The sequence below is a fragment of the Acidithiobacillus sp. HP-11 genome, assembly GCF_015100075.1.
Classification (GTDB): Bacteria; Pseudomonadota; Gammaproteobacteria; order Acidithiobacillales; family Acidithiobacillaceae; genus Acidithiobacillus; species Acidithiobacillus thiooxidans.
Map to the genome: position 1 here is coordinate 56,652 of NZ_JACKYY010000005.1, position 18,777 is coordinate 75,428.

At 51.0% G+C, this 18,777-nt stretch carries 22 protein-coding genes and 1 pseudogene; 16 read left to right on the forward strand and 7 right to left on the reverse strand.

The features are described 5' to 3' along the window. Positions 1–37 precede the first annotated feature (37 nt). Positions 38–1,144 carry an ABC transporter permease gene (locus H7F08_RS02870; RefSeq protein ID WP_193639788.1) on the forward strand — a complete coding sequence of 369 codons (1,107 nt, stop codon included), beginning with the start codon at positions 38–40 and terminating at the stop codon, positions 1,142–1,144. Then, on the forward strand, positions 1,144–1,995 hold the full coding sequence (locus H7F08_RS02875; protein WP_193639789.1) for an ABC transporter ATP-binding protein: 852 nt from the start codon (positions 1,144–1,146) through the stop codon (positions 1,993–1,995). Before H7F08_RS02870 ends, H7F08_RS02875 begins: the two co-directional genes overlap by 1 nt. Here the strand turns inward: H7F08_RS02875 and H7F08_RS02880 are convergent. From H7F08_RS02880 to H7F08_RS02900, 6 genes are read right to left on the reverse strand one after another with little or no spacing between them, the layout of a single operon-like run. After that, positions 1,928–2,545 (reverse strand): flavin prenyltransferase UbiX, encoded by a 618-nt coding sequence (locus H7F08_RS02880; protein ID WP_024893534.1) that lies wholly within the window; start codon positions 2,543–2,545, stop codon positions 1,928–1,930. The two genes, H7F08_RS02875 and H7F08_RS02880, sit on opposite strands and share 68 nt — an antisense overlap. Beyond that, the gene (gene mpl, locus H7F08_RS02885) at positions 2,545–3,918 is read right to left on the reverse strand and encodes a UDP-N-acetylmuramate:L-alanyl-gamma-D-glutamyl-meso-diaminopimelate ligase (RefSeq protein ID WP_193639790.1); all 1,374 of its coding nucleotides are present in this window, start codon (positions 3,916–3,918) and stop codon (positions 2,545–2,547) included. The genes H7F08_RS02880 and mpl overlap by 1 nt, the downstream gene beginning before the upstream one ends. A 6-nt stretch (positions 3,919–3,924) precedes the next feature. Continuing rightward, positions 3,925–4,503: a hypothetical protein gene (locus H7F08_RS02890; protein WP_142086432.1), complete on the reverse strand. Its 579-nt coding sequence runs from the start codon at positions 4,501–4,503 to the stop codon at positions 3,925–3,927. Continuing rightward, entirely contained in the window at positions 4,496–5,278 is a 783-nt protein-coding gene (locus tag H7F08_RS02895) for a thiazole synthase (protein ID WP_031572141.1), read from the reverse strand. Before H7F08_RS02895 ends, H7F08_RS02890 begins: the two co-directional genes overlap by 8 nt. A gap of 48 nt (positions 5,279–5,326) precedes the next feature. Further along, on the reverse strand, positions 5,327–5,527 hold the full coding sequence (gene thiS, locus H7F08_RS15365) for a sulfur carrier protein ThiS (protein ID WP_010638690.1): 201 nt from the start codon (positions 5,525–5,527) through the stop codon (positions 5,327–5,329). Positions 5,528–5,559: 32 nt separating this feature from the next. Next, the gene (locus H7F08_RS02900) at positions 5,560–5,793 is read right to left on the reverse strand and encodes a type II toxin-antitoxin system Phd/YefM family antitoxin (RefSeq protein ID WP_077273114.1); all 234 of its coding nucleotides are present in this window, start codon (positions 5,791–5,793) and stop codon (positions 5,560–5,562) included. Between the two features lie 115 nt (positions 5,794–5,908). On the opposite strand from H7F08_RS02900, the gene H7F08_RS15820 reads away from it, so the two are divergent. The 14 genes and pseudogenes from H7F08_RS15820 (at position 5,909) to H7F08_RS02970 (ending at position 17,831) form a co-directional block, all read left to right on the forward strand. After that, on the forward strand, positions 5,909–6,169 hold the full coding sequence (locus H7F08_RS15820; protein ID WP_010638686.1) for a DUF4160 domain-containing protein: 261 nt from the start codon (positions 5,909–5,911) through the stop codon (positions 6,167–6,169). After that, positions 6,144–6,578: a DUF2442 domain-containing protein gene (locus H7F08_RS02910; protein ID WP_010638684.1), complete on the forward strand. Its 435-nt coding sequence runs from the start codon at positions 6,144–6,146 to the stop codon at positions 6,576–6,578. Before H7F08_RS15820 ends, H7F08_RS02910 begins: the two co-directional genes overlap by 26 nt. Positions 6,579–6,637: 59 nt before the next feature. Next, entirely contained in the window at positions 6,638–7,177 is a 540-nt protein-coding gene (locus H7F08_RS02915; protein ID WP_193639792.1) for a Uma2 family endonuclease, read from the forward strand. 145 nt (positions 7,178–7,322) lie between these two features. Next, positions 7,323–7,796 (forward strand): Uma2 family endonuclease, encoded by a 474-nt coding sequence (locus H7F08_RS02920; protein ID WP_226831122.1) that lies wholly within the window; start codon positions 7,323–7,325, stop codon positions 7,794–7,796. A 4-nt stretch (positions 7,797–7,800) separates the two neighbouring features. Next, positions 7,801–8,100 carry a nucleotidyltransferase domain-containing protein gene (locus H7F08_RS02925; RefSeq protein ID WP_193639794.1) on the forward strand — a complete coding sequence of 100 codons (300 nt, stop codon included), beginning with the start codon at positions 7,801–7,803 and terminating at the stop codon, positions 8,098–8,100. Then, entirely contained in the window at positions 8,097–8,675 is a 579-nt protein-coding gene (locus tag H7F08_RS02930; RefSeq protein WP_193639795.1) for a hypothetical protein, read from the forward strand. Before H7F08_RS02925 ends, H7F08_RS02930 begins: the two co-directional genes overlap by 4 nt. Beyond that, positions 8,672–8,947: a Uma2 family endonuclease gene (locus H7F08_RS02935; RefSeq protein WP_227487794.1), complete on the forward strand. Its 276-nt coding sequence runs from the start codon at positions 8,672–8,674 to the stop codon at positions 8,945–8,947. The genes H7F08_RS02930 and H7F08_RS02935 overlap by 4 nt, the downstream gene beginning before the upstream one ends. Positions 8,948–9,214: 267 nt before the next feature. Next, positions 9,215–10,336, forward strand: coding sequence for a DegT/DnrJ/EryC1/StrS family aminotransferase (locus tag H7F08_RS02940; protein ID WP_193639796.1), 1,122 nt, complete (start codon positions 9,215–9,217; stop codon positions 10,334–10,336). A 346-nt stretch (positions 10,337–10,682) separates the two neighbouring features. Next, the gene (locus H7F08_RS02945; protein WP_193639797.1) at positions 10,683–11,234 is read left to right on the forward strand and encodes an acyltransferase; all 552 of its coding nucleotides are present in this window, start codon (positions 10,683–10,685) and stop codon (positions 11,232–11,234) included. A gap of 78 nt (positions 11,235–11,312) precedes the next feature. Next, positions 11,313–11,957, forward strand: a pseudogene (locus H7F08_RS02950) (IS1595 family transposase); the annotation flags it as partial. Positions 11,958–12,676: 719 nt separating this feature from the next. Beyond that, positions 12,677–14,200 carry an O-antigen translocase gene (locus H7F08_RS02955; protein WP_193639798.1) on the forward strand — a complete coding sequence of 508 codons (1,524 nt, stop codon included), beginning with the start codon at positions 12,677–12,679 and terminating at the stop codon, positions 14,198–14,200. Then, a complete protein-coding gene (locus tag H7F08_RS02960) occupies positions 14,179–15,240 on the forward strand; it encodes a glycosyltransferase family 2 protein (RefSeq protein WP_193639799.1) in 1,062 nt (353 codons plus the stop codon). The genes H7F08_RS02955 and H7F08_RS02960 overlap by 22 nt, the downstream gene beginning before the upstream one ends. Positions 15,241–15,609: 369 nt before the next feature. Further along, a complete protein-coding gene (locus H7F08_RS02965) occupies positions 15,610–16,623 on the forward strand; it encodes a glycosyltransferase (RefSeq protein ID WP_193639800.1) in 1,014 nt (337 codons plus the stop codon). After that, positions 16,620–17,831, forward strand: coding sequence for a glycosyltransferase family 4 protein (locus H7F08_RS02970; protein WP_193639801.1), 1,212 nt, complete (start codon positions 16,620–16,622; stop codon positions 17,829–17,831). Before H7F08_RS02965 ends, H7F08_RS02970 begins: the two co-directional genes overlap by 4 nt. Positions 17,832–17,983: 152 nt before the next feature. Here the strand turns inward: H7F08_RS02970 and H7F08_RS02975 are convergent, their stop codons facing one another. Then, entirely contained in the window at positions 17,984–18,763 is a 780-nt protein-coding gene (locus tag H7F08_RS02975; protein WP_193639802.1) for a class I SAM-dependent methyltransferase, read from the reverse strand. Between the last annotated feature and the right edge of the window lie 14 nt (positions 18,764–18,777).

Sequence of the window (18,777 nt, forward strand, 5' to 3'; positions counted from 1 at the left end):
TAACCCAAGGAATATCCGATAAAAGCCCATATCGCGCATGACCGACCATAATCCCCAAGAGCCTCGCTGGCAGCTTCAGGAGCAGACCATTACCCTGAGCGGTCGCTGGACCTTACGCCGCCTGGGCGGCAGTTTTGCCCGACAGCAAAAAATGCTGAGCAACATTCACGCCGATCTGCTCTGGGATTTACGCAATCTGGAAGCTCTGGACAGTGCCGGTGCGCTACTGCTCTGGCAGGTCTGGGGAAACCGTTTCCCCGAAAAAATACAGTTGAACGATCTGCATCGGGCCATATTCACCCGACTGGCCGATTTACAACCTTTGACGCATCCCCCGCGCCGTCCCTTTCAGATTCTGGACGCTCTCGGTGCTTTTCTTGTCGAAACCGGCGGTGATCTTTGGGGGATTTTTTTGTTGATGGGTGCGCTACTGCTGGAATTCGGGCGCGGCCTGCGGCATCCCCGCAGCTTTCCCTGGCGGGAAATATCCGCCACCATTGTCAGCACCGGCCCAAGTTCCCTGCCTATTTTGACGCTCATCGGTTTTTTGATCGGAGTGGTAATTTCCTTTCAGTCGGCTTCCACTCTGGCCCAATATGGAGCCAACATCTACATCGTCAATATTGCCGGTCTGAGTATTTTGCGGGAGTTTGGCCCGTTGATCACGGCGATCATTCTTTCCGGCCGTTCGGGTTCGGCGTTTACCGCCCAGATCGGGGCCATGCGCGTTACCGAAGAACTCGATGCCCTGCGCACCTTTGGTATCCCCCCCATCCGCCGTCTGGTGCTACCCAAAGTCATCGCCCTGGCTCTGGTGGTTCCATTGCTGGTGTTGTGGACGGACATGGTGGGGATTCTCGGCGCCATGCTGGTCGCCAAGGCCAACCTGGGCATCAGCTATCACTTTTTCATTCAGGAAATGCCCGTTGCCGTTCCCAGTTTCAATTTATGGCTGGGTATTATCAAAGGCGCCGTTTTCGGCATACTGATTGCCTGGATTGCCGGTTTTCATGGCCTGAAAGTCAAGCCCAACACCACCAGCCTGAGTCGGGAAACCACCAATTCCGTGGTGTTCTCCATCACCCTGGTGATTCTCATTGACGCCATCCTCGCGCTGGTATTTGCCAATACGGGGATTAGCTGATGGAACGGCCTGATGCCATCATCATGGAAAATATTGGTACCCGCTTCGGAGACTACTGGATTCACCGCAATCTGGACCTAACAGTCCACTGCGGTGAAATCCTCGCCATTGTCGGTGGTAGTGGCACCGGCAAAACCACCCTGTTGCGGGCCATGATGGGCCTGGTCCCCATTGCCGATGGCAAGCTGACCATACTCGGCAAAAATCCGCAAACCCTGACCCTGCGCGAACAAATTGCCCTGCGCCAGCGCTGGGGCGTACTTTTCCAGCAAGGTGCCCTGTTCAGCGCCCTGACCGTTTTCGAAAATATTGCCTTTCCCCTGCGCGAATGGGGACACCTGACCCGCAGCGAAATCAATGATCTGGTGGCCCTGAAATTACAGATGGTCGGGCTTCAGCCCAAAGATGCGTGGAAGCTGCCTGCCGAGCTTTCGGGCGGCATGATCAAGCGCGTGGCCCTGGCGCGGGCGCTGGCCATGGAAGCGGAAATTCTCTTTCTGGACGAGCCCACCTCGGGACTGGATCCGATTGCCGCCTCGGATTTTGATGCACTGCTGCGGCAGGTACATGCGGATATCGGCTTTACCGTGGTGATGGTCAGTCATGATCTGGACAGTCTCGCGGCCACGGCCAGCCGGGTGGCGGTACTGGCCGACCACAAGGTACTGACCGTGGGTCCCCTCAATGCAGTGCAGGCCGTGGATCATCCCTATATTCAGGCATTTTTTCATGGGGAGCGCGGTGAAAGGCTGCTCAACAGCCTCCGCGCCACCGGCAAGCTGCCTACTCTCCCCAGCGACGACCAATCTGGTTGGGCACGCCAATCTGATCCAGCACCCGCGCGACCATAAAATCCACCAAATCTTCAATGCGCTGGGGACGATGGTAAAAACCCGGACTGGCCGGCAAAATCCGCACCCCCATGCGCGCCAGACTCAGCATATTTTCCAGATGAATGGTCGAAACCGGACTTTCCCGGGGCACCAGCACCAACTTGCGGCCTTCCTTGAGCATGACGTCTGCCGCGCGTTCGGTCAGATTATCGGACAAACCATGGGCAATAGCCGCGAGAGTGCCTCCCGAGCAAGGGCAAATCACCATGGCGCGAGGCGCATTGGAACCCGAAGCGACGGGGGAATACCAGTCATGCGGGGCATAAACAGACAACAGACCAGGCTCGGTCCCAAAATGGATATTGAGAAAGCGGGTGACACCCTCGGGCTTTTCCGGCAAATCCAGCCCCAGCTCTTCCTTGCAGACCACCCGCGCCGCGTCGGAAATCAGCAGATAAACCTGAATCCCGGCGGTGAGCAGGACCTCCACGAGACGCATACCGTAAGCTGCCCCCGAAGCACCCGTCATCGCCACACAAATACGGTCCTGCGGACTCTGTTCTGCCATTATTTTTCTCCTGTTGTGACGGTATTTCTGCGCGCCAGTTCCGCCAACAAGCGCCCATGAATGCCCGCAAAAGCCCCGTTACTCATCACCAGAACCTGATCTCCGGCCTGTAATTCGTCAAGAATCTGCTGCAGCAGCTCATCTATGTCCGGGGAAACTTGCGCCGTTCCCGCCAGGGCAGCGCGAACATCCCAGCCTATATCGGCGGGGGCAAAAACAAAAGCACGATCAGCCCCCTGCAGGCTGGCAGCCAAAGTCTGCTGATGTATTCCCAGCTTCATGGTATTGGAACGCGGCTCCAGTACGACAATCAAGCGACCGGAAGCGCCCATCTGCCCGCGCAAGGCGGCAATGGTCGCTGCAATGGCGGTGGGATGATGGGCAAAATCATCATACACCGACACCCCGGCAGCGCTGCCCCGCAATTCCAGACGCCGACGCACCCCCCGAAAACTGCGCAAGGCGGCTATGCCCACGTCCAGGGGGACTCCAGCATGCCGCGCAGCCAGCAAGGCTGCCAGGGCATTTTCGGCATTAAACACCCCCGCCGTATCCCACTCAGCCTGCCCACGCAGCTGCCCCTGCTCCACAATACTGAAGCGCCGGCCATCGGGACTATCCAGTTGCACCTGCCAATCGCCATCGCCAGAAAAACGCTGCACCGGCGTCCAGCAGCCCTTATCCAGCACCTGCTGCAAAGCGGGTGCCGCCGCGTTGACGATCACCGCACCCATACCAGGCACTATCCGCAGCAAATGATGGAACTGGGTGATGATGGCCGCGAGATCCGGAAAAATATCGGCATGATCATATTCCAGATTATTCAGTATCAGCGTACGCGGATGATAATGCACAAATTTGGAACGCTTATCGAAAAAGGCTGTATCGTACTCGTCGGCTTCAATCACAAAAAACGGACTATCGGTAAGCCGCGCCGAAATCCCGAAATTCAGCGCTTCGCCGCCAATCAAAAAGCCCGGATTAAGTCCCGCTTCCTGCAATATCCAGGTCAATATGGAAGTTGTGGTGGTTTTTCCGTGTGTGCCCGCCACTGCAAGTACCCAGCGACTGGCCAGAATCTCCCGCGACAGCCAGGCAGGGCCGGATTCATAGGGAATCTGCCGATCCAGCACCGCCTCTACACAAGGATTTCCCCGGGACAGGGCATTACCAATAATGACCAGATCAGGCGCGGGGTTAAGCTGTGCGGGGTCATACCCTTCATGCACCACAACCCCCTCGCGGGCCAGCAGGTCACTCATGGGTGGATAAGTATGAGTATCAGAACCCGTTACCTGATGTCCGGCGGCACGCGCCAACAAGGCCACTCCACCCATGAAAGTCCCGCAAATACCGAGGACGTGAATATGCATGCGGAATTAGTGCATGGTACTGCGGGATGGCGCGCCCAGACGCTGATCGAGCATCTGATTGGCCAGTTCAAAAAGTGCGGAGAATTTCTCCAGCAACTCCTGATAACGGGTCATCAAATCTTCTTCTTCGGCCAACACCGGATGATCGTCCAGAGAACGGGCGAGCATGTCACGGGCCATGCCCAAACGCTCCACCACCTCAAAATACGCCCAACCATCGGGAGGCTGGGCACTGGCTGCGGCCATTTCCTGCTGGTAATACCAAACCAGAGCACCCCGGGTAACAGCCCGGGCAGCGGTGGGTTCTTCCACTTCCGTCAACTGCCACTCGTGACTGGTGGGTTCCTGCCAGTCCATATACACATGCCAGCGCTGGCCGTTTTCGTCGGACATAAACTCCAGACGCACCCCCACCCCCTGGTCGCCAAGGCGGGCAATCAGGCGCTCTGCCTCTTCCCAATCATCGGCATAATCCGGAATGGGACTGCCGGGGACAGAACCCATGACCAGCAGCTCCACCTGCTCCAGATAATGGTCGTCCAGCGCGGCGCTACGGGCGATTTCCAGCGCGTCATTGCTACTCAAAGAAGGTTCCTTCCAACGGACTGCTGGCGCTGGCATAGAGCTTGCGCGGCATCCGGCCAGCCAAAAATGCCTTGCGCCCGGCATCCACACCCAGACGCATGGCTTCCGCCATCAATATCGGATCCTTGGCAGCGGCAATGGCCGTATTCAGGAGTACCCCATCACAACCCAGTTCCATGGCTACCGCCACATCCGAAGCCGTACCCACCCCTGCATCCACCAGAATCGGCACCGTCGCCTGTTCAAGAATAATGCGCAGATTGTACGGATTACGGATCCCCAACCCCGAACCAATGGGCGCAGCCAGCGGCATCACCGCCACACAGCCCATTTCCGCAAAGGCCTTGCAGGCTACCGGATCATCCATGCTGTACACCATCACCTCAAAACCATCGGCAACCAGGGTTTTGGCCGCTTCATAGGTTTGCCGCATATCTGGATATAGGGTCTGAGGATCGCCGATGACTTCCAGCTTGACCAGTTTCCAGTCGCCCAGTTCACGGGCCAGACGACAGGTGCGCACCGCGTCTTCAGCAGTATAACAGCCCGCCGTATTGGGAAGAATGGTAAATTGATCCGGAGGCAAAGCCTCCAGCAAATTGGGGGCGTCGCGATCCTGGCCAAGATTCACCCGACGCAGCGCCACGGTAATGATTTCCGCGCCCGCCGCATCCACGGCCGCCCGGGTTTCCGCAAAATCCTTGTACTTGCCCGTACCGACCAATAATCTGGACTGATACGCACGCCCCGCGATCACCAGGGGATCTTTATGTATGGTCATTATCTCACCTCAAAATAGGGATTGATGCCGCAGCGCCAACCATTAACCGCCGCCCACCGCCTGAATAATTTCCAGACGATCACCCGCAGCAACCATAACCTCGCCATGGGTGCTGCGCGGCACAATTTCGCCATTGCGCTCTACCGCCACCCGCCGCTCCGCCCAACCCAAATCGGCCAGTAGCTCCAGCACCGTCATTTGCTCCGGCACCTCACGGGGCACACCATTTACCTGTATCAGCATGCCTGCGATGCTAGAACCTCCCCGCAGGGGCGTCAATCCCGCAACTCTTGCAAAAGATCCGCACTCCGTTTACGCCATCGCGGCATTTCTGCGCGAAATGCCGCAAGTCTTTCGAACGGGAGCGCGCTCGTGCCATTCTCCACACTCTCAACGCGCGCCACAGGACGCCCATGACGCGTAATGATAACCGTCTCACCATTTTCGACCTGATGAAGAATTTCACTCAGATGCGTTTTTTTATGCGCCAGCGTATAAGTTCCCATCATTTTCTCCCAAGATGGCTATATTTATGGCCAAAATAAAGGACCTAAACATCAAGATCAACAATTTTGGGGGTGATGCCTTGTATATAAACCAAAGCCCGCCTAGGATAACGAGATTATGCCCACCATCGATCACATAGACGCAGCGCGGGTAGTGATCTACCTCAACGATCATCGTCCTGCTCATGTGCACGTGGTAAAAGGGGATGGTAAGGCAGTATTCATATTGCATTGCCCGAAAGGGCCACCGGAGCTACGGGAGAGCACTGGCTTTTCCAGGACGGAGATACGTCACATACTGGAAGAAAGCATATCCCGATTGGCATTATTCTGTGGAGAGTGGGAGAGGTACCATGGACCAGATAGACAAAATTCTTGAGCGCGACTGGGACGCTGCAAATCAGCGTGGACAGGAGACGCTTGCTGCTGGCCCACTGGCGGAGTCCGCCTACTATGACCAACCTACGGGAAAGGTCGTGATAGAGCTGAACAACGGTGTTGGTCTACACATCCCACCAGCATTGATTCAAGGCATAGAGAATGCCACCCCCGCAGATATGGCAGAGATCGTCATTCAGGGACGTGGCCTTGGACTACACTTCCCGCGATTGGACGCTGATCTGTACGTCCCTGCATTGGCGCGGGGCGTTCTCGGTACATCGGCATGGATGCGCAGCCTTGGGCAGAAGGGAGGCGTATCAAAAAGCCCCGCCAAGGCAGCGGCAGCCCGAAGAAACGGACGGCTTGGCGGGCGACCACCATCCACAGAAAAGAAGGCTGTATCGTAATGTCTCATGTTAGGCAGAGAGAGGCCCACAAGACACAAGGACGCATTCTGTCTAACAAGATGAGCGTTGATGAATATCTAGCCGGCGAGCAGGACGGTGAGTTCCGGCACGAATATATTGATGGCATGGTCTATGCCATGGCCGGTGCCAGTCGCCGTCACGCGCTGATCGTCACCTCCCTCACCCTCTTGTTGGGTCCCAAAGCACGGCAGCAAGGCTGCCAACTTTTCGCCAATGACATGAAAGTGCGTATCCAGCAGGCCGGAGAGGAGAGCTTTTATTACCCTGACCTGATACTCGGCTGTGATCCCAACGATCGGGAAACTTACTTCAGTACCCGCCCCTGCCTGATTATCGAAGTGCTTTCTGAAAGCACCGAACGCATCGACAGGCGCGAAAAACTTTATGCCTATACCGGCGGACTGCCCAGCCTGCACGAATACCTGCTGCTCGCTCAGGACTGTCGTCAGGCTGATCTATATCGCCGCAGGTCAGAAGGCTGGCAGCATGAAAAGCTTGTCGAAGGCAGTATCCATCTGCAATGTCTGGATATGGAGGTGACCATCGATGATATCTACCAGGATGCCGAGCGTACGTAACAGCCCCATGCCTCGCCCAACGCCTTGACAGCATTCAGTCCCGCCCCCTACTCTCATCACTATGACCGCCGCTCCACGCCCTGCGCGCTATGAAGATCTTTTTGACCTGCCTGAAAACATGGTGGGCGAGATCATTGCTTGCCAAATGCACACACAACCCCGACCGGCACCTGCTCATGCCCTTGCCACATCAAACCTTGGGGTTGAACTTGGACAACCTTTCGGACGTGGGCGCGGTGGCCCCGGCGGCTGGTGGATTCTGGATGAGCCAGAACTACATTTGAATGCAGACATTCTCGTACCCGACCTCGCTGGCTGGCGCCGCGAACGCATGCCAGTGCTACCTAAAACCGCCTGGTTTGAAATGGCCCCGGACTGGGTTTGTGAAGTGCTCTCCCCCGCCACGGCGCGTACAGATCGCATTCTCAAACTCCCCCGCTATGCCGCTGCTGGCATCGCCCATTGCTGGTTAATTGATCCCGAAGTCCGCACTCTGGAAGCTTTCGCCAATCAGGACGGTCATTGGCTGCTGCTCGGAACCTGGGGCGGCGATGATAAAGCCAGCATTGATCCGTTTGCGGCGGTTCCCTTGTCGCTGGATGGTCTTTGGGTGGATTGAAGATATGCGCCTCAGCCCCCTGCAAATCGCCCAGATCCGCCAGAGCGCTGCCGAAAGCTTCGGCCCCGAAGCCCGTGTCTGGCTCTTCGGTTCGCGCGTGGATGACCGCAAGCGGGGCGGCGACATTGATCTGCTCGTTCAGACGCGCGCGCTGTCGTCTGACGTTGCATTGCGGTGCAAAATATGCATGCTTGGCCTGCTAGAATCCCGCCTTGGCGAGCAAAAAATCGACCTTGTCATCGAACAGCCTAACGATGATAGCCCCATTGTGCGCGTCGCCCACGAAACCGGGCTTGCTTTGTGAAACAGACGCCAGAACGACTCGCCTTGGCTCATGCCTATTCGACATGCCTTGGTCACGCGGAAGCCCTGCAGGAGGCGCTCGTTGATCTCCATCAGCGGGATCTGCACGAACTCGAGTGGAATAAGCTTGCCAAGGAAGATCGCCGTCTGCTCGATCAGTTCGCCTACCGATATACGCGCATTCAAGACGATATGGGTACACGACTGATGCCTGCCATTCTGTGCGCATTGGAGGAGGATATCGCCGCCATGCCTGTCGTGGATCGCCTCAATCGTCTGGAACAACTGGGCTGGCTACCCTCTGCGGCGGAGTGGTCGGAACTTCGCCGTATCCGCAACGCATTTGCCCATGACTACCCGGAAACGCCAGCGGAACGCCACGCGCAGTGGCGCTTGGCTATAGCTGCCGCTGAACAGGTATTTGACCATACTGGATGGATTTGCCACCCGTATGCACACAGTGCTGCCGGGCTGAACCCTATGCGCCTCAGCCCGGAACAAATCGCCCAACTCTGCCAGAATGCTGCGGAAAACCTCGGCCAGGAAACAGGCAGCCCATGTGGCCATATATTATGACCACCGTATGGTTTGAAATGGCCCCGGACTGGGTTTGCGAAGTACTCTCCCCCACCACGGCGCGCACAGATCGCATTCTCAAACTTCCCCGCTATGCCGCCGCTGGAATCGCCCACTGCTGGTTAATTGACCCCGAAGTCCGCACTCTGGAAGCTTTCGCCAATCAGGACGGTCATTGGCTGCTGCTCGGCACCTGGGGCGGCCATGATGAAGCCAGCATTGATCCTTTTGCGGCGGTGCCTTTGTCGCTGGCCGGGCTATGGGTGGGTTGATGAGTATCGGGGGGCGCAGAAAAAATAGCCAGAGGTAATGCTCAGTTAACTGTACGCACAATCGATCGAAGGTTTGTGCGATATTGTTACCCCCTGTTTTTACTGGTTTCCAACATTACAAATGTTTACTGGTAGAGTGTAAGCTATTGGCAATAGGAAACTGCGTTGTAGTCAACCTTTACTGCACCGAAATACATTTTTTACTTTTTCTCAAGGAATCTTATCCATGATATTCTCTGAAGCTGTTTTGCTCAAAAAAGACCAATAATGATTAAGAAGGTCAAGCCTATTTTTGTTACTCAGCCCCATCTCCCTCCGCTGGAAGAAGTCATTCCATATCTTGAGCAAATCTGGGTCAGCCACCAGTTGACAAACGGCGGCCCCTTCCATGTTCAACTGGAACAAGCCCTCTGTGATTACCTTGGGGTGGCGCACCTATCCCTGTTCGCCAACGGCACACTCGCCCTGGTCACTGCGCTTCAAGCATTGCGCATTACGGGGGAAGTTATCACCACGCCCTACAGCTTCGTCGCCACCGCGCACTCATTGCTCTGGAACGGCATCAAACCCGTATTTGTGGATATTGACCCGGTCTCACTCAATCTTGATCCAGACCAGATCGAAGCGGCCATCACCCCGCAAACTACCGCCATTTTGCCCGTACATGTCTATGGCCGCCCCTGCGACACCACGCGCATTCAGCAAATCGCCGACATCTACGGCCTCAAAGTGATTTACGATGCCGCGCATGCCTTCGCCGTCGAAGACGAAGGCGGCAGCATCCTGCGTCACGGCGATCTATCCATTCTCAGCTTCCACGCCACCAAGGTATTCACCACCTTCGAGGGTGGCGCCATCATCAGCCCAGACGAAAAAACCAAAAAACGCATCGACTATCTGAAAAACTTCGGTTTCGCCGATGAAGTCACCGTGGTCGCCCCCGGCATCAACGGCAAAATGAACGAGTTTCAGGCGGTGGTGGGTTTGGCGCAGCTAAAGCATATCGACCATGCACTGGAAGCCCGTCGCGCTATCGATGCACGGTACCGCGAGCAACTGCAAGGCATCCCCGGTATAAGCTGCCTGCCCCCGCCAGATTCAAAACGACATAATTATTCCTATTTCCCGATACTTGTAGACACGGAGTATCGGGTGAGTCGAGATGATTTGTACAACAAGTTAAGAGAAGAAGGGATTTACGCTCGCCGATATTTTTATCCATTGATCTCTGAATTTCCGATGTATCGCGGAATAACCTCTGCCCGGCGAGAGAATCTTACAGTCGCAATGCATGCCTCAGCGCAGGTACTCTGTTTACCTATTTATCCAGATCTGTCCATGGAATTAGTCGACAGAACTTGTAATTTTATCATTGAGCTGCAGCAATGAATAGCTGCAGCTCAACCAATCTCTATGAAGAGGGATCTGCATGAAACTGGCTATCGTGCAACCATATTCCCTGCTCTACATTGGTAAAGATCTGCTTGTAGTAACCGCCGACGCCCTCATCATTTACGACAAACTTAATGGTTATTATGTACGTCGATGTTATTACCCACTGATTTCCGATTTTCCAATGTATAGTGGACTAATATAAGTGGGAAGGGCCAACCTGTCCATGGCAGCAAAAATTTACCAAGAAGTTGTGTGATCGCCTATCTACACATAACTTCAACAAAATACAGTAAGATGCCAAACAATCTTATTAGAGATTCATTGATTAAAGGAGCTGAAAATGCTTAGTCGAGTAGAGGTAGAGGCAATAGGTTTTGCTGAACTCGGTGAAAATATTCAACTTTCTGAACATGCGAGATTTTATGGGGTTAATAGAATCTCGATTGGCAATCACGTCCGTATTGATGATTATTGTATATTGTCAGCTGGCTCAGGTGGGATTCGGATTGGAAACCATGTGCATATCGCTGTATTCAGCTCCTTGATCGGACAGGGCGAGATAATTCTATCTGACTTTTCCAATATATCTTCCCGTGTTTCGATTTATAGCAGTAGCGATGATTATTCAGGTGCAAGCCTTACAAACCCTACCATTCCAAGTGCGTTTAAAAACGTTGTTCATGATAAGGTAAGAGTAGGTAGACATGCCATTATTGGCAGCGGTAGCGTTATTCTACCCGGTGTTAATATAGATGATGGCGCTGCAGTTGGTGCCCTTTCTCTGATAAAACATGATTGCAGCCCATTTACTATTTACGCAGGTTGTCCTGCCAGAATCATCAAAAAACGCAGCCGTGCCCTGCTAGAATTTGAAAAAAACTTTCCTGATTAGCACGATGTTTAAGCTGTATTTTCATACAGCAATCTATCCTGATATAATCCACTGATTCTTATGACAGTGAGGTGTCCCATAGCGATGAACCGCCTGCAGTTTCAGAAAGGATTATCTCACCCCGATTTTCTGCAGCGTTTTGGCACTGAGGAGCAATGCGCAACCGCTTTGGAGTCGACGCGTTGGCCAGACGGGTCTCATTGCCCCCCGTATGACGGTACCCGGCATTCTGTTCTGAAATGCGGCTCGTGCAAGACCTTTCAGTGCAGCCATTGTTGCCATCAGACTTCCTTGATTGCTGGAACCCCTTTTCAAGGAACGCGTTTGCCTTTGACCCTTTGGTTTCTGGCCATTTGCCTGATCAGTCAGGCGAACACCGGGTTGTCCGCATTGGCGCTGAGTCGCCTGCTCGGCGTGAGCTACCCTACGGCCTGGCGCATACACCACAAGCTCATGCAGTCCATGCTGGAACGTGAAGCACTCTACACATTCCAAGGCTCCGTACAAGCTGATGACGCCTATTTGGGCGGGGAACGATCCGGTGGCCAGCCGAGGCACAGCTCCGAAAACAAGGTGCCTTTTGTCGTAGCGGTATCTGTCGCTGCACAGGGGCACCCTATCTTCGCACACTTGACGGCCAGTAAGGGATTTACCGGTCCTGCCATAGAAAACTGGGCGCGCACGACGCTGGATACCGAATGCCAGGTCATCACGGATGGCCTACCTTCCGCCGTCACCACTGGACCGTGGCCCGAGCACTGGTTCCGATCAGCGGAACCAGTGTGCTAATCATGAACTATTTAAGACCCCTAGGACGACATGAAGCAGCCTAATCTGAACGTAACATGCTGGGCTATCACGGATGATCTTATCCAGTTTCTTCTCGCGGAATATGCGGAACTGAAGTCAAGGGTAACTTGGGCAGCATCAAGAACGAGATGGTCCATCATCAGAGCTTCGAGAGACGAGCGTGGGCGGAATCCGCTGTTGGCGAATATATTGAAATCTAGTACAGACTCCAACGCCAGCATTCACGGACTGGTTATCGGGCAACAGCTATGTTCGTACAAACGTTCACAGGGACTGTCGCTTGAATTGGATCTATCCACTATTGCCAGCACACCTCAAAACCCAGCGCACTGGTCAGGCCGCACACGCAATCGGACACCAACCGGTGCAGTAGATCTGAACTCGCAGCGACAGGATAAATACGCGATAACTACCCTAAAAAACGCTAGGGCACCGGGTACAGCTATAGGAACACCGATTCACCTCCCGCTACCCCCTCACATACAAGCAACTTACGTCGGTCTTTACCTATCCAAAGATAGCTCTACAACCGCCGAGCATTTGAAATGCCAAGCGCTAGGTGTACCAATGGGGTCACAGCTGACCATAGCAATTACTACGGAAAGTTTTGAAGCTATCAAGGAAGGATTTGAGTGAGCAGGTCGTCTTACCGAAGTATCCTGCGTTCTTCCTCGATCATGGGTGGGTCACAGATCATTAACATTGCTACTCGCCTTGTAAAAATGAAGGTCGTTGCGGTTCTGCTGGGGCCAGCGGGTATTGGCTTTATCGGGCTCTACCAAAACCTCATTCAGACGGCTTCATCCGTCGCTTCTTTGGGATTGAATAGTGCTGGCACACGTCAGATCGCAAAAGCGCAGGCCGAAGGAGGAGATACTGCTGTCAGCCGTACTCGCCAAGCCCTGCTCTGGGGAACGAGTATCTTGGCTTTGATCGGCTCTGTGATCTTCTGGTTGGCAAGCGACTGGATCGCACGTCACATCCTAGCAGATGAGCACCGCGCAAATGATGTGGCATGGCTATCGATTGGTGTTGCGCTAACTGTTGCAGTCGGATCGCAGGAGGCATTACTGGTCGGTCTGCGCCAAATAGGCGATATCGCCCGAATTAATGTTGGAGCTGGCGTCCTCGGCACCATACTTGGGATCCCTGTCCTCTGGCTTTGGGGTATTCATGGTTTAGTAGCGATGGTTTTAATTGTGCCAGCGGTGACCTTTCTGTTCGGCCATTTTTATGTTAAGCGTTTGGTTGCACACGCAGCCCCTCCGTTTCGTCTGTCTGAAATAGCGCATGAATGGCGCGAGCTGTTTACTTTGGGTTCTGCCCTCATGGTAAGTGGGCTTGTCATGACTTCAGGACTGCTGTTAGTGCGAACGCTGGTCCAGCAGGACTTGGGTGTCGTAGCCTTGGGACAGTTTCAGGCTTCATGGATCATCGGAATGACTTACCTTGGCTTTGTGCTGGGTGCAATGGGGACAGACTATTACCCTCGTTTGACTGCCGTAATTCATGACGCGAACGCAGCGAACCGACTTATCAACGAACAGACCGAAGTGGCGCTACTGCTCTGTGCGCCGATCTTGTTGGCGATGCTGGGTCTTGCGCCTTGGGTAATCTATCTTCTCTATTCAGCCGATTTTGCACCAGCCGCTGAGATCTTGCGATGGCAGCTTTTAGGAGACATATTCAAAGTGATGAGCTGGCCGCTTGGTTACGTGATTCTCGCCAAAGGTGCAGGGAAGACTTTTGTTACCACCGAAACAATTTATATCGGCGTTTTCGTGCTTGCATCACTGATCGGCCTACCGTTGTTCGGTGTCACAGCAACGGGTATAGCCTATGTTATGTTCAACGCTGTCGGACTTCCTATCGTGTGGATACTTGCTCGACGCAGCATCGGTTTCCGCTGGATTCGCGCAGTTAAGGTGCAGGCACTTGCGGTGTTCTTAGCGGCAGTGGCAGTTGACATAGTTGCACGATGGTCAGAGCCAATGGGTGCCATACTCGGCACAGTTCTGGCGACTGTATCAGGTATCTGGGCATTGATGCGTTTATCGACGATGGCTGGCCTACCCGGCGACCAGATTGGCCGCATCGGGTATATTGGGTCACGTTTCAAAGATAAGGTGAAGGAATGGATGGACAAAATACTATGAGCATCTATGGTAATAAAAACTTGCCCGAGGGCACGCCTGTTCGGCCCTTAGTCACTTTTGCCTTGTTCGCCTACAACCAAGAAAAGTATATCCGCGAGGCGGTGGTGGGTGCACTTTCACAGACATATTCACCACTCGAGATCATCCTCTCAGACGATTGCTCAAGCGATCGGACCTTCGAGATCATGGATGAAATGGCGCGCGCTTATGATGGGCCACACCTCGTTCGAGTAGTCAAAACAGACAGAAATCTCGGTGGGATTAAGCACTACTTGCTGCGAGGCACCCAAGCAATGGGCGAAATTGTTATTGAGGCCGATGGTGATGACATATCAAAACCAGACCGTTGCGCGGCACATGTCCCATTTTACGAGGATCCGAGCGTAATGGCAGTAACTGGGGCCTATGATCTTATTGATGAAGACGGTAACATTCTAATGATCGGTGTAAAAAGCTCTTCGTTTGTCGAGGAATTCCGAAGACAACGAGCTCTCTTTAAAAAAACTCGATTTCCTTATGTACTCATTCATGGCGCTACCACATCTTATCGCAAGAAAGCTTATTCCTTTCCAATGCCACCTTTGGAAGAAATTGATTTTCCAGTAGATATTTTTCTTAGCTTTCTGATCCATGCAAATGGTTATCGCGTTGGGATAATGCCCTCTTCTTTCGTGATGTATCGTATGAACACTGGTTCTTTAACTAATTTTGGAGGAAAATTTATTAATTCGCAGGACGTTGAAATAAAAAATCGTCGTAATGCAATTTGGGACATTCAAAAAGTTGGGTTACTAGAGTGGCTCGCAACTGAATTGGGTGATGACTCTTTTCTCAATCGGGATGAACTTGCTAAGAACAAATTGAGATCAGAAACGATCAGAGACTGGACGAACTACAACCTGCTAACTAGGTTCAAATCGCTCGTAAAGAGCGTTATTATCGGAGACCGTGCAATGACGAAGTGGAAATTTGTACGCTTACTCGGAAGGTTTCCCTTATATCAACCGAAAAGTTTCACTTTCATATTCCGAGGGCGTTAGAAACATATTAAAAAACTATATGATGAGGTCGACCCCACCATCACCTATTGCAATAGAAAACAGACTATTCGTCAAATTAAGCGGATAAGGTTAGAATGCAGTGAAGCCGCTGTACCCGAATGAGTGAGGTATCAGATGGCCCAACAAGAACTGTTTTATCGGATATTAGGATTTGTACCACCATTGTGGGTAAACGATGTAGCCTTCCATGTAGAGGAGAAAAGCCAGAATCTGCAAATCAACTTTCCCAAAGTACAGTCGTGGTGCTTGCCCCGCCTGTGGTAGTGTCCAAAACACTGACCTCAATGAAACTAGCAACCGGCGCAGTCACGATGGCATCCCACTCTTTGATGATCTAGAGACTTTGTAATGACGATGATTCATAAAATTTCATTATGTATTGTTATAGTATCATACGGCGATCGCGCTGCTTTACTCTATAAGGTACTAAAAAGTCTAAATTACGACAACTCTAACCGTATTGTGGTTGTTAACAATGGTGCTGCGTGGTCACTTAAAAAAGAACTTACTTCCGCATATGGCAATTGGGTTGATATCGTGGAGCTTGGAAACAACACTGGCTCATCCCAAGGGTTTGCTGCAGGTATAAAACGTGCTATAGAACTTGGTGCTGAGTATATTTGTCTGCTAGACGATGACAATTGTCCGAAAATCAACACATTTGAAAAATTATTGAACGCCTTTATAGAAGCAGTTCACGTCGTCCCGCGTGACAAATTATCTGTCCTGGCTTTTCGCCCAGAACATCAAGCTGATGTGGCAATGGGTGTACCATTGAAGCGTATTAATCCCCACCCCAATAGCTTTCAATGGTTTCATATAGCAGATATACCCTACAAAATATGGCGGAGAACCCCTTGGGGAAAGCCTCGACTTTATGGAACATTACCAACAATAGTACCATTAGAAATGGCACCTTATAGCGGTCTTTTGTTTCACCGTGATCTCATCAAGGCAAATGGTCTTCCTAACCCTGATTTTATTCTTTATGCAGATGATATCGACTTCACGCATCGTATCATTGAAAGGGGGGGGAAGATTTTGCTTGTAACAGATGCTATAATTGAAGATTTAGAATCATCATGGAATGTCAAAAGCCATTATAGCAATAGCTTTGTCGGCCTACTAAAAGGAGATGGTGACTTTCGCGCTTACTATACAATGCGAAATACTTCTTATTTTTTTTCAAGAAAAATAAAAACAAATAATTTTGTTTTTCATATAAATCTTTATATATATTTAATTATACTTTTTATATATGCTATAAAATTAAGAAAACTTCACCGCTTTAGACTAATCAAGAAGGCAATCGATGAAGGTCTTTCAGGCCATCTTGGACTAAACGAGAGATTCCCCCTATGAAAATTTTATTCTTACACAATTTGGCTGAACCAGCGAAAGGTGGTGGCGGGGAAGTCATAGTCTGGGAACAAATGCGCGCTCTCAAAGATAAGGGGCATGAGTGCATTCTACTCACCACATCAGAAAAACCAGGCCTTGAACGGATAGAGAAAGAGGGAATCACGATCTGGCAAGCGGGGATTAAAAATATTTATTGGCCATTTCATAAAAAAAGACCATCTACGCCGCTTCGCCTGGTATGGCACACTCTTGATATTTACAATCCATGGATGCAGGATTTTTTACGCAAAATAGTTGCTGTTGAAAAGCCTGATATAACCTCCATACATGCACTCCAAGGTTGGTCTTCTGCAAGCTGGAAAATGTTATCTCGTTTGGGTGTACCCTCTGTCCAGATTTTGCATGGTTATGAATCCATTTGTGTCAACTCTTCAATGTACAAAAATGGTCATAACTGCACTGCTCAGTGCGCTCGCTGCCACACCTTTCGTCTTCCACATCGTAAGTTGAGTCAGCATCTGCAAGCTGTGGTCGGTGTCAGCAGATATATCCTAGAAAAGCATCTTTCTTTGGGGTACTTCAAGAATGTACCAATTCAAAGAGTGATTCATAATGCACGGTCACCTAAATCACTTAATATCGATATAGCTCAATCACCCACTCCACATCAAGGAACACGCTTCGGCTTTATAGGCAGGTTGCATCCGACTAAAGGTATTTCGCTTCTGATCGAGGCTTTTCTCGCAGTAGACTTGTCTGATACTGAACTCTTAATTGCCGGATCGGGAAAAGAGCAATATGAAGTGCAATTACATTCACAAGTACATAGTGCGCGTATTCAATTGCTCGGGCGCGTCACACCCCGTGATTTCTATCCACAGGTGGATGTAGTAGTAGTGCCGTCGCTTTGGAATGACAACTTGCCAGGGGTCGTGTTCGAAGCACTCGCCTTCGGCAAACCGGTAATCGCTTCACGCCGTGGTGGTATTCCAGAAATGATCCGTCATGGCGAAAACGGGTTGCTGTTTGAGCCTGACTCACCTGGAGAACTGGAATCTGCACTCATAGCCATGCATGACGATAATCTGCGTGCGAAACTAACTGCCAAGGCGCGGCCTAGTAGTTTGCCATTTACGGATATCGATCGCTGGGTAAGTACCTATGAAGCGCTGTATCAGGAAGTTATTGCAGCCAACAAACGCGGCTAAGGCTAGCTTTTCAATTTCGGCCAAAAACACATTATAAAGTCAGAACGCACAATAAAAACTATCGATATATATATTATTTTTGCATAATAAATACAACAAATTATCAAATAATTTATCGTTTTATCAGACCAATTAGCCATCAAATAAAACTCTCACTCCCCCAGGGTCGCATGATTCTCTGTTTTCGGATAAAGCGGTTTATAAAAAATAATATTTGCCGTACAAGGAAGAATTTTCTGTAAAAATGGAAAGAATTTTAATACTGCGTAATATACTTTCTCAAATCTCCCCCTTCTTATTGTTGATGGATAATATTCACACTTAAATTCTAGACCATATTTTTTAGATAAAGAATCGAGTTCAGATACGATAAGCACATCCTCAGGAACTTCAGGACGCTTCCTATTGACCCTCCAATAGGCTAGCTTATAGAGATATCTTGGCGTAGTTGGCTCATAATAGTAGATTGCGCGGCCACCTTTCTTAAGAATTCTTGATAATTCTTCAATGGTTTTCCTATGTTCTAGAAAATGATGAGCGGCAGCAAATGTGAACAAAAAATCAATAGATTCGTCTTTTTCATTGGTTGAATAGCTTTTGCATGAATATGATCTATCAATATTTACATCAAAAAGCTTTTCCCATTTCGGCAGTTCTGACACAGCATATTTACTTATATCTGTTGTTGTTATCGTTATTCCGTCATACATTCTTTTGTAAACACACGCTCCCCATCCTTGACCACCACCGAGTTCCAAGACATTTCCACCATCACAAATTGGGGCATGCGTTTTTATGCAATCAATAAGTATTTCCGCTTCGGCCACTTTATTAATGATATTGTTTAGTGACAACTTTTCTAGCTCACAAGATTCATTTTTAGATTTTTTCCAAAATTCAATTTCAATTTCATTTTTATCTTTTATACCCACTTAGTAGATCCTTT

Coding starts and splice junctions, on each gene's coding strand:
- H7F08_RS02870 (WP_193639788.1), top strand. CDS start 38: ATGACCGACCATAATCCCCAAGAGCCTCGCTGGCAGCTTCAGGAGCAG.
- H7F08_RS02875 (WP_193639789.1), top strand. CDS start 1,144: ATGGAACGGCCTGATGCCATCATCATGGAAAATATTGGTACCCGCTTC.
- H7F08_RS02880 (WP_024893534.1), bottom strand. CDS start 2,545: ATGGCAGAACAGAGTCCGCAGGACCGTATTTGTGTGGCGATGACGGGT.
- mpl (WP_193639790.1), bottom strand. CDS start 3,918: ATGCATATTCACGTCCTCGGTATTTGCGGGACTTTCATGGGTGGAGTG.
- thiS (WP_010638690.1), bottom strand. CDS start 5,527: ATGCTGATACAGGTAAATGGTGTGCCCCGTGAGGTGCCGGAGCAAATG.
- H7F08_RS02900 (WP_077273114.1), bottom strand. CDS start 5,793: ATGATGGGAACTTATACGCTGGCGCATAAAAAAACGCATCTGAGTGAA.
- H7F08_RS15820 (WP_010638686.1), top strand. CDS start 5,909: ATGCCCACCATCGATCACATAGACGCAGCGCGGGTAGTGATCTACCTC.
- H7F08_RS02910 (WP_010638684.1), top strand. CDS start 6,144: ATGGACCAGATAGACAAAATTCTTGAGCGCGACTGGGACGCTGCAAAT.
- H7F08_RS02915 (WP_193639792.1), top strand. CDS start 6,638: ATGAGCGTTGATGAATATCTAGCCGGCGAGCAGGACGGTGAGTTCCGG.
- H7F08_RS02920 (WP_226831122.1), top strand. CDS start 7,323: ATGCACACACAACCCCGACCGGCACCTGCTCATGCCCTTGCCACATCA.
- H7F08_RS02925 (WP_193639794.1), top strand. CDS start 7,801: ATGCGCCTCAGCCCCCTGCAAATCGCCCAGATCCGCCAGAGCGCTGCC.
- H7F08_RS02935 (WP_227487794.1), top strand. CDS start 8,672: ATGACCACCGTATGGTTTGAAATGGCCCCGGACTGGGTTTGCGAAGTA.
- H7F08_RS02940 (WP_193639796.1), top strand. CDS start 9,215: ATGATTAAGAAGGTCAAGCCTATTTTTGTTACTCAGCCCCATCTCCCT.
- H7F08_RS02945 (WP_193639797.1), top strand. CDS start 10,683: ATGCTTAGTCGAGTAGAGGTAGAGGCAATAGGTTTTGCTGAACTCGGT.
- H7F08_RS02960 (WP_193639799.1), top strand. CDS start 14,179: ATGGATGGACAAAATACTATGAGCATCTATGGTAATAAAAACTTGCCC.
- H7F08_RS02965 (WP_193639800.1), top strand. CDS start 15,610: ATGACGATGATTCATAAAATTTCATTATGTATTGTTATAGTATCATAC.
- H7F08_RS02970 (WP_193639801.1), top strand. CDS start 16,620: ATGAAAATTTTATTCTTACACAATTTGGCTGAACCAGCGAAAGGTGGT.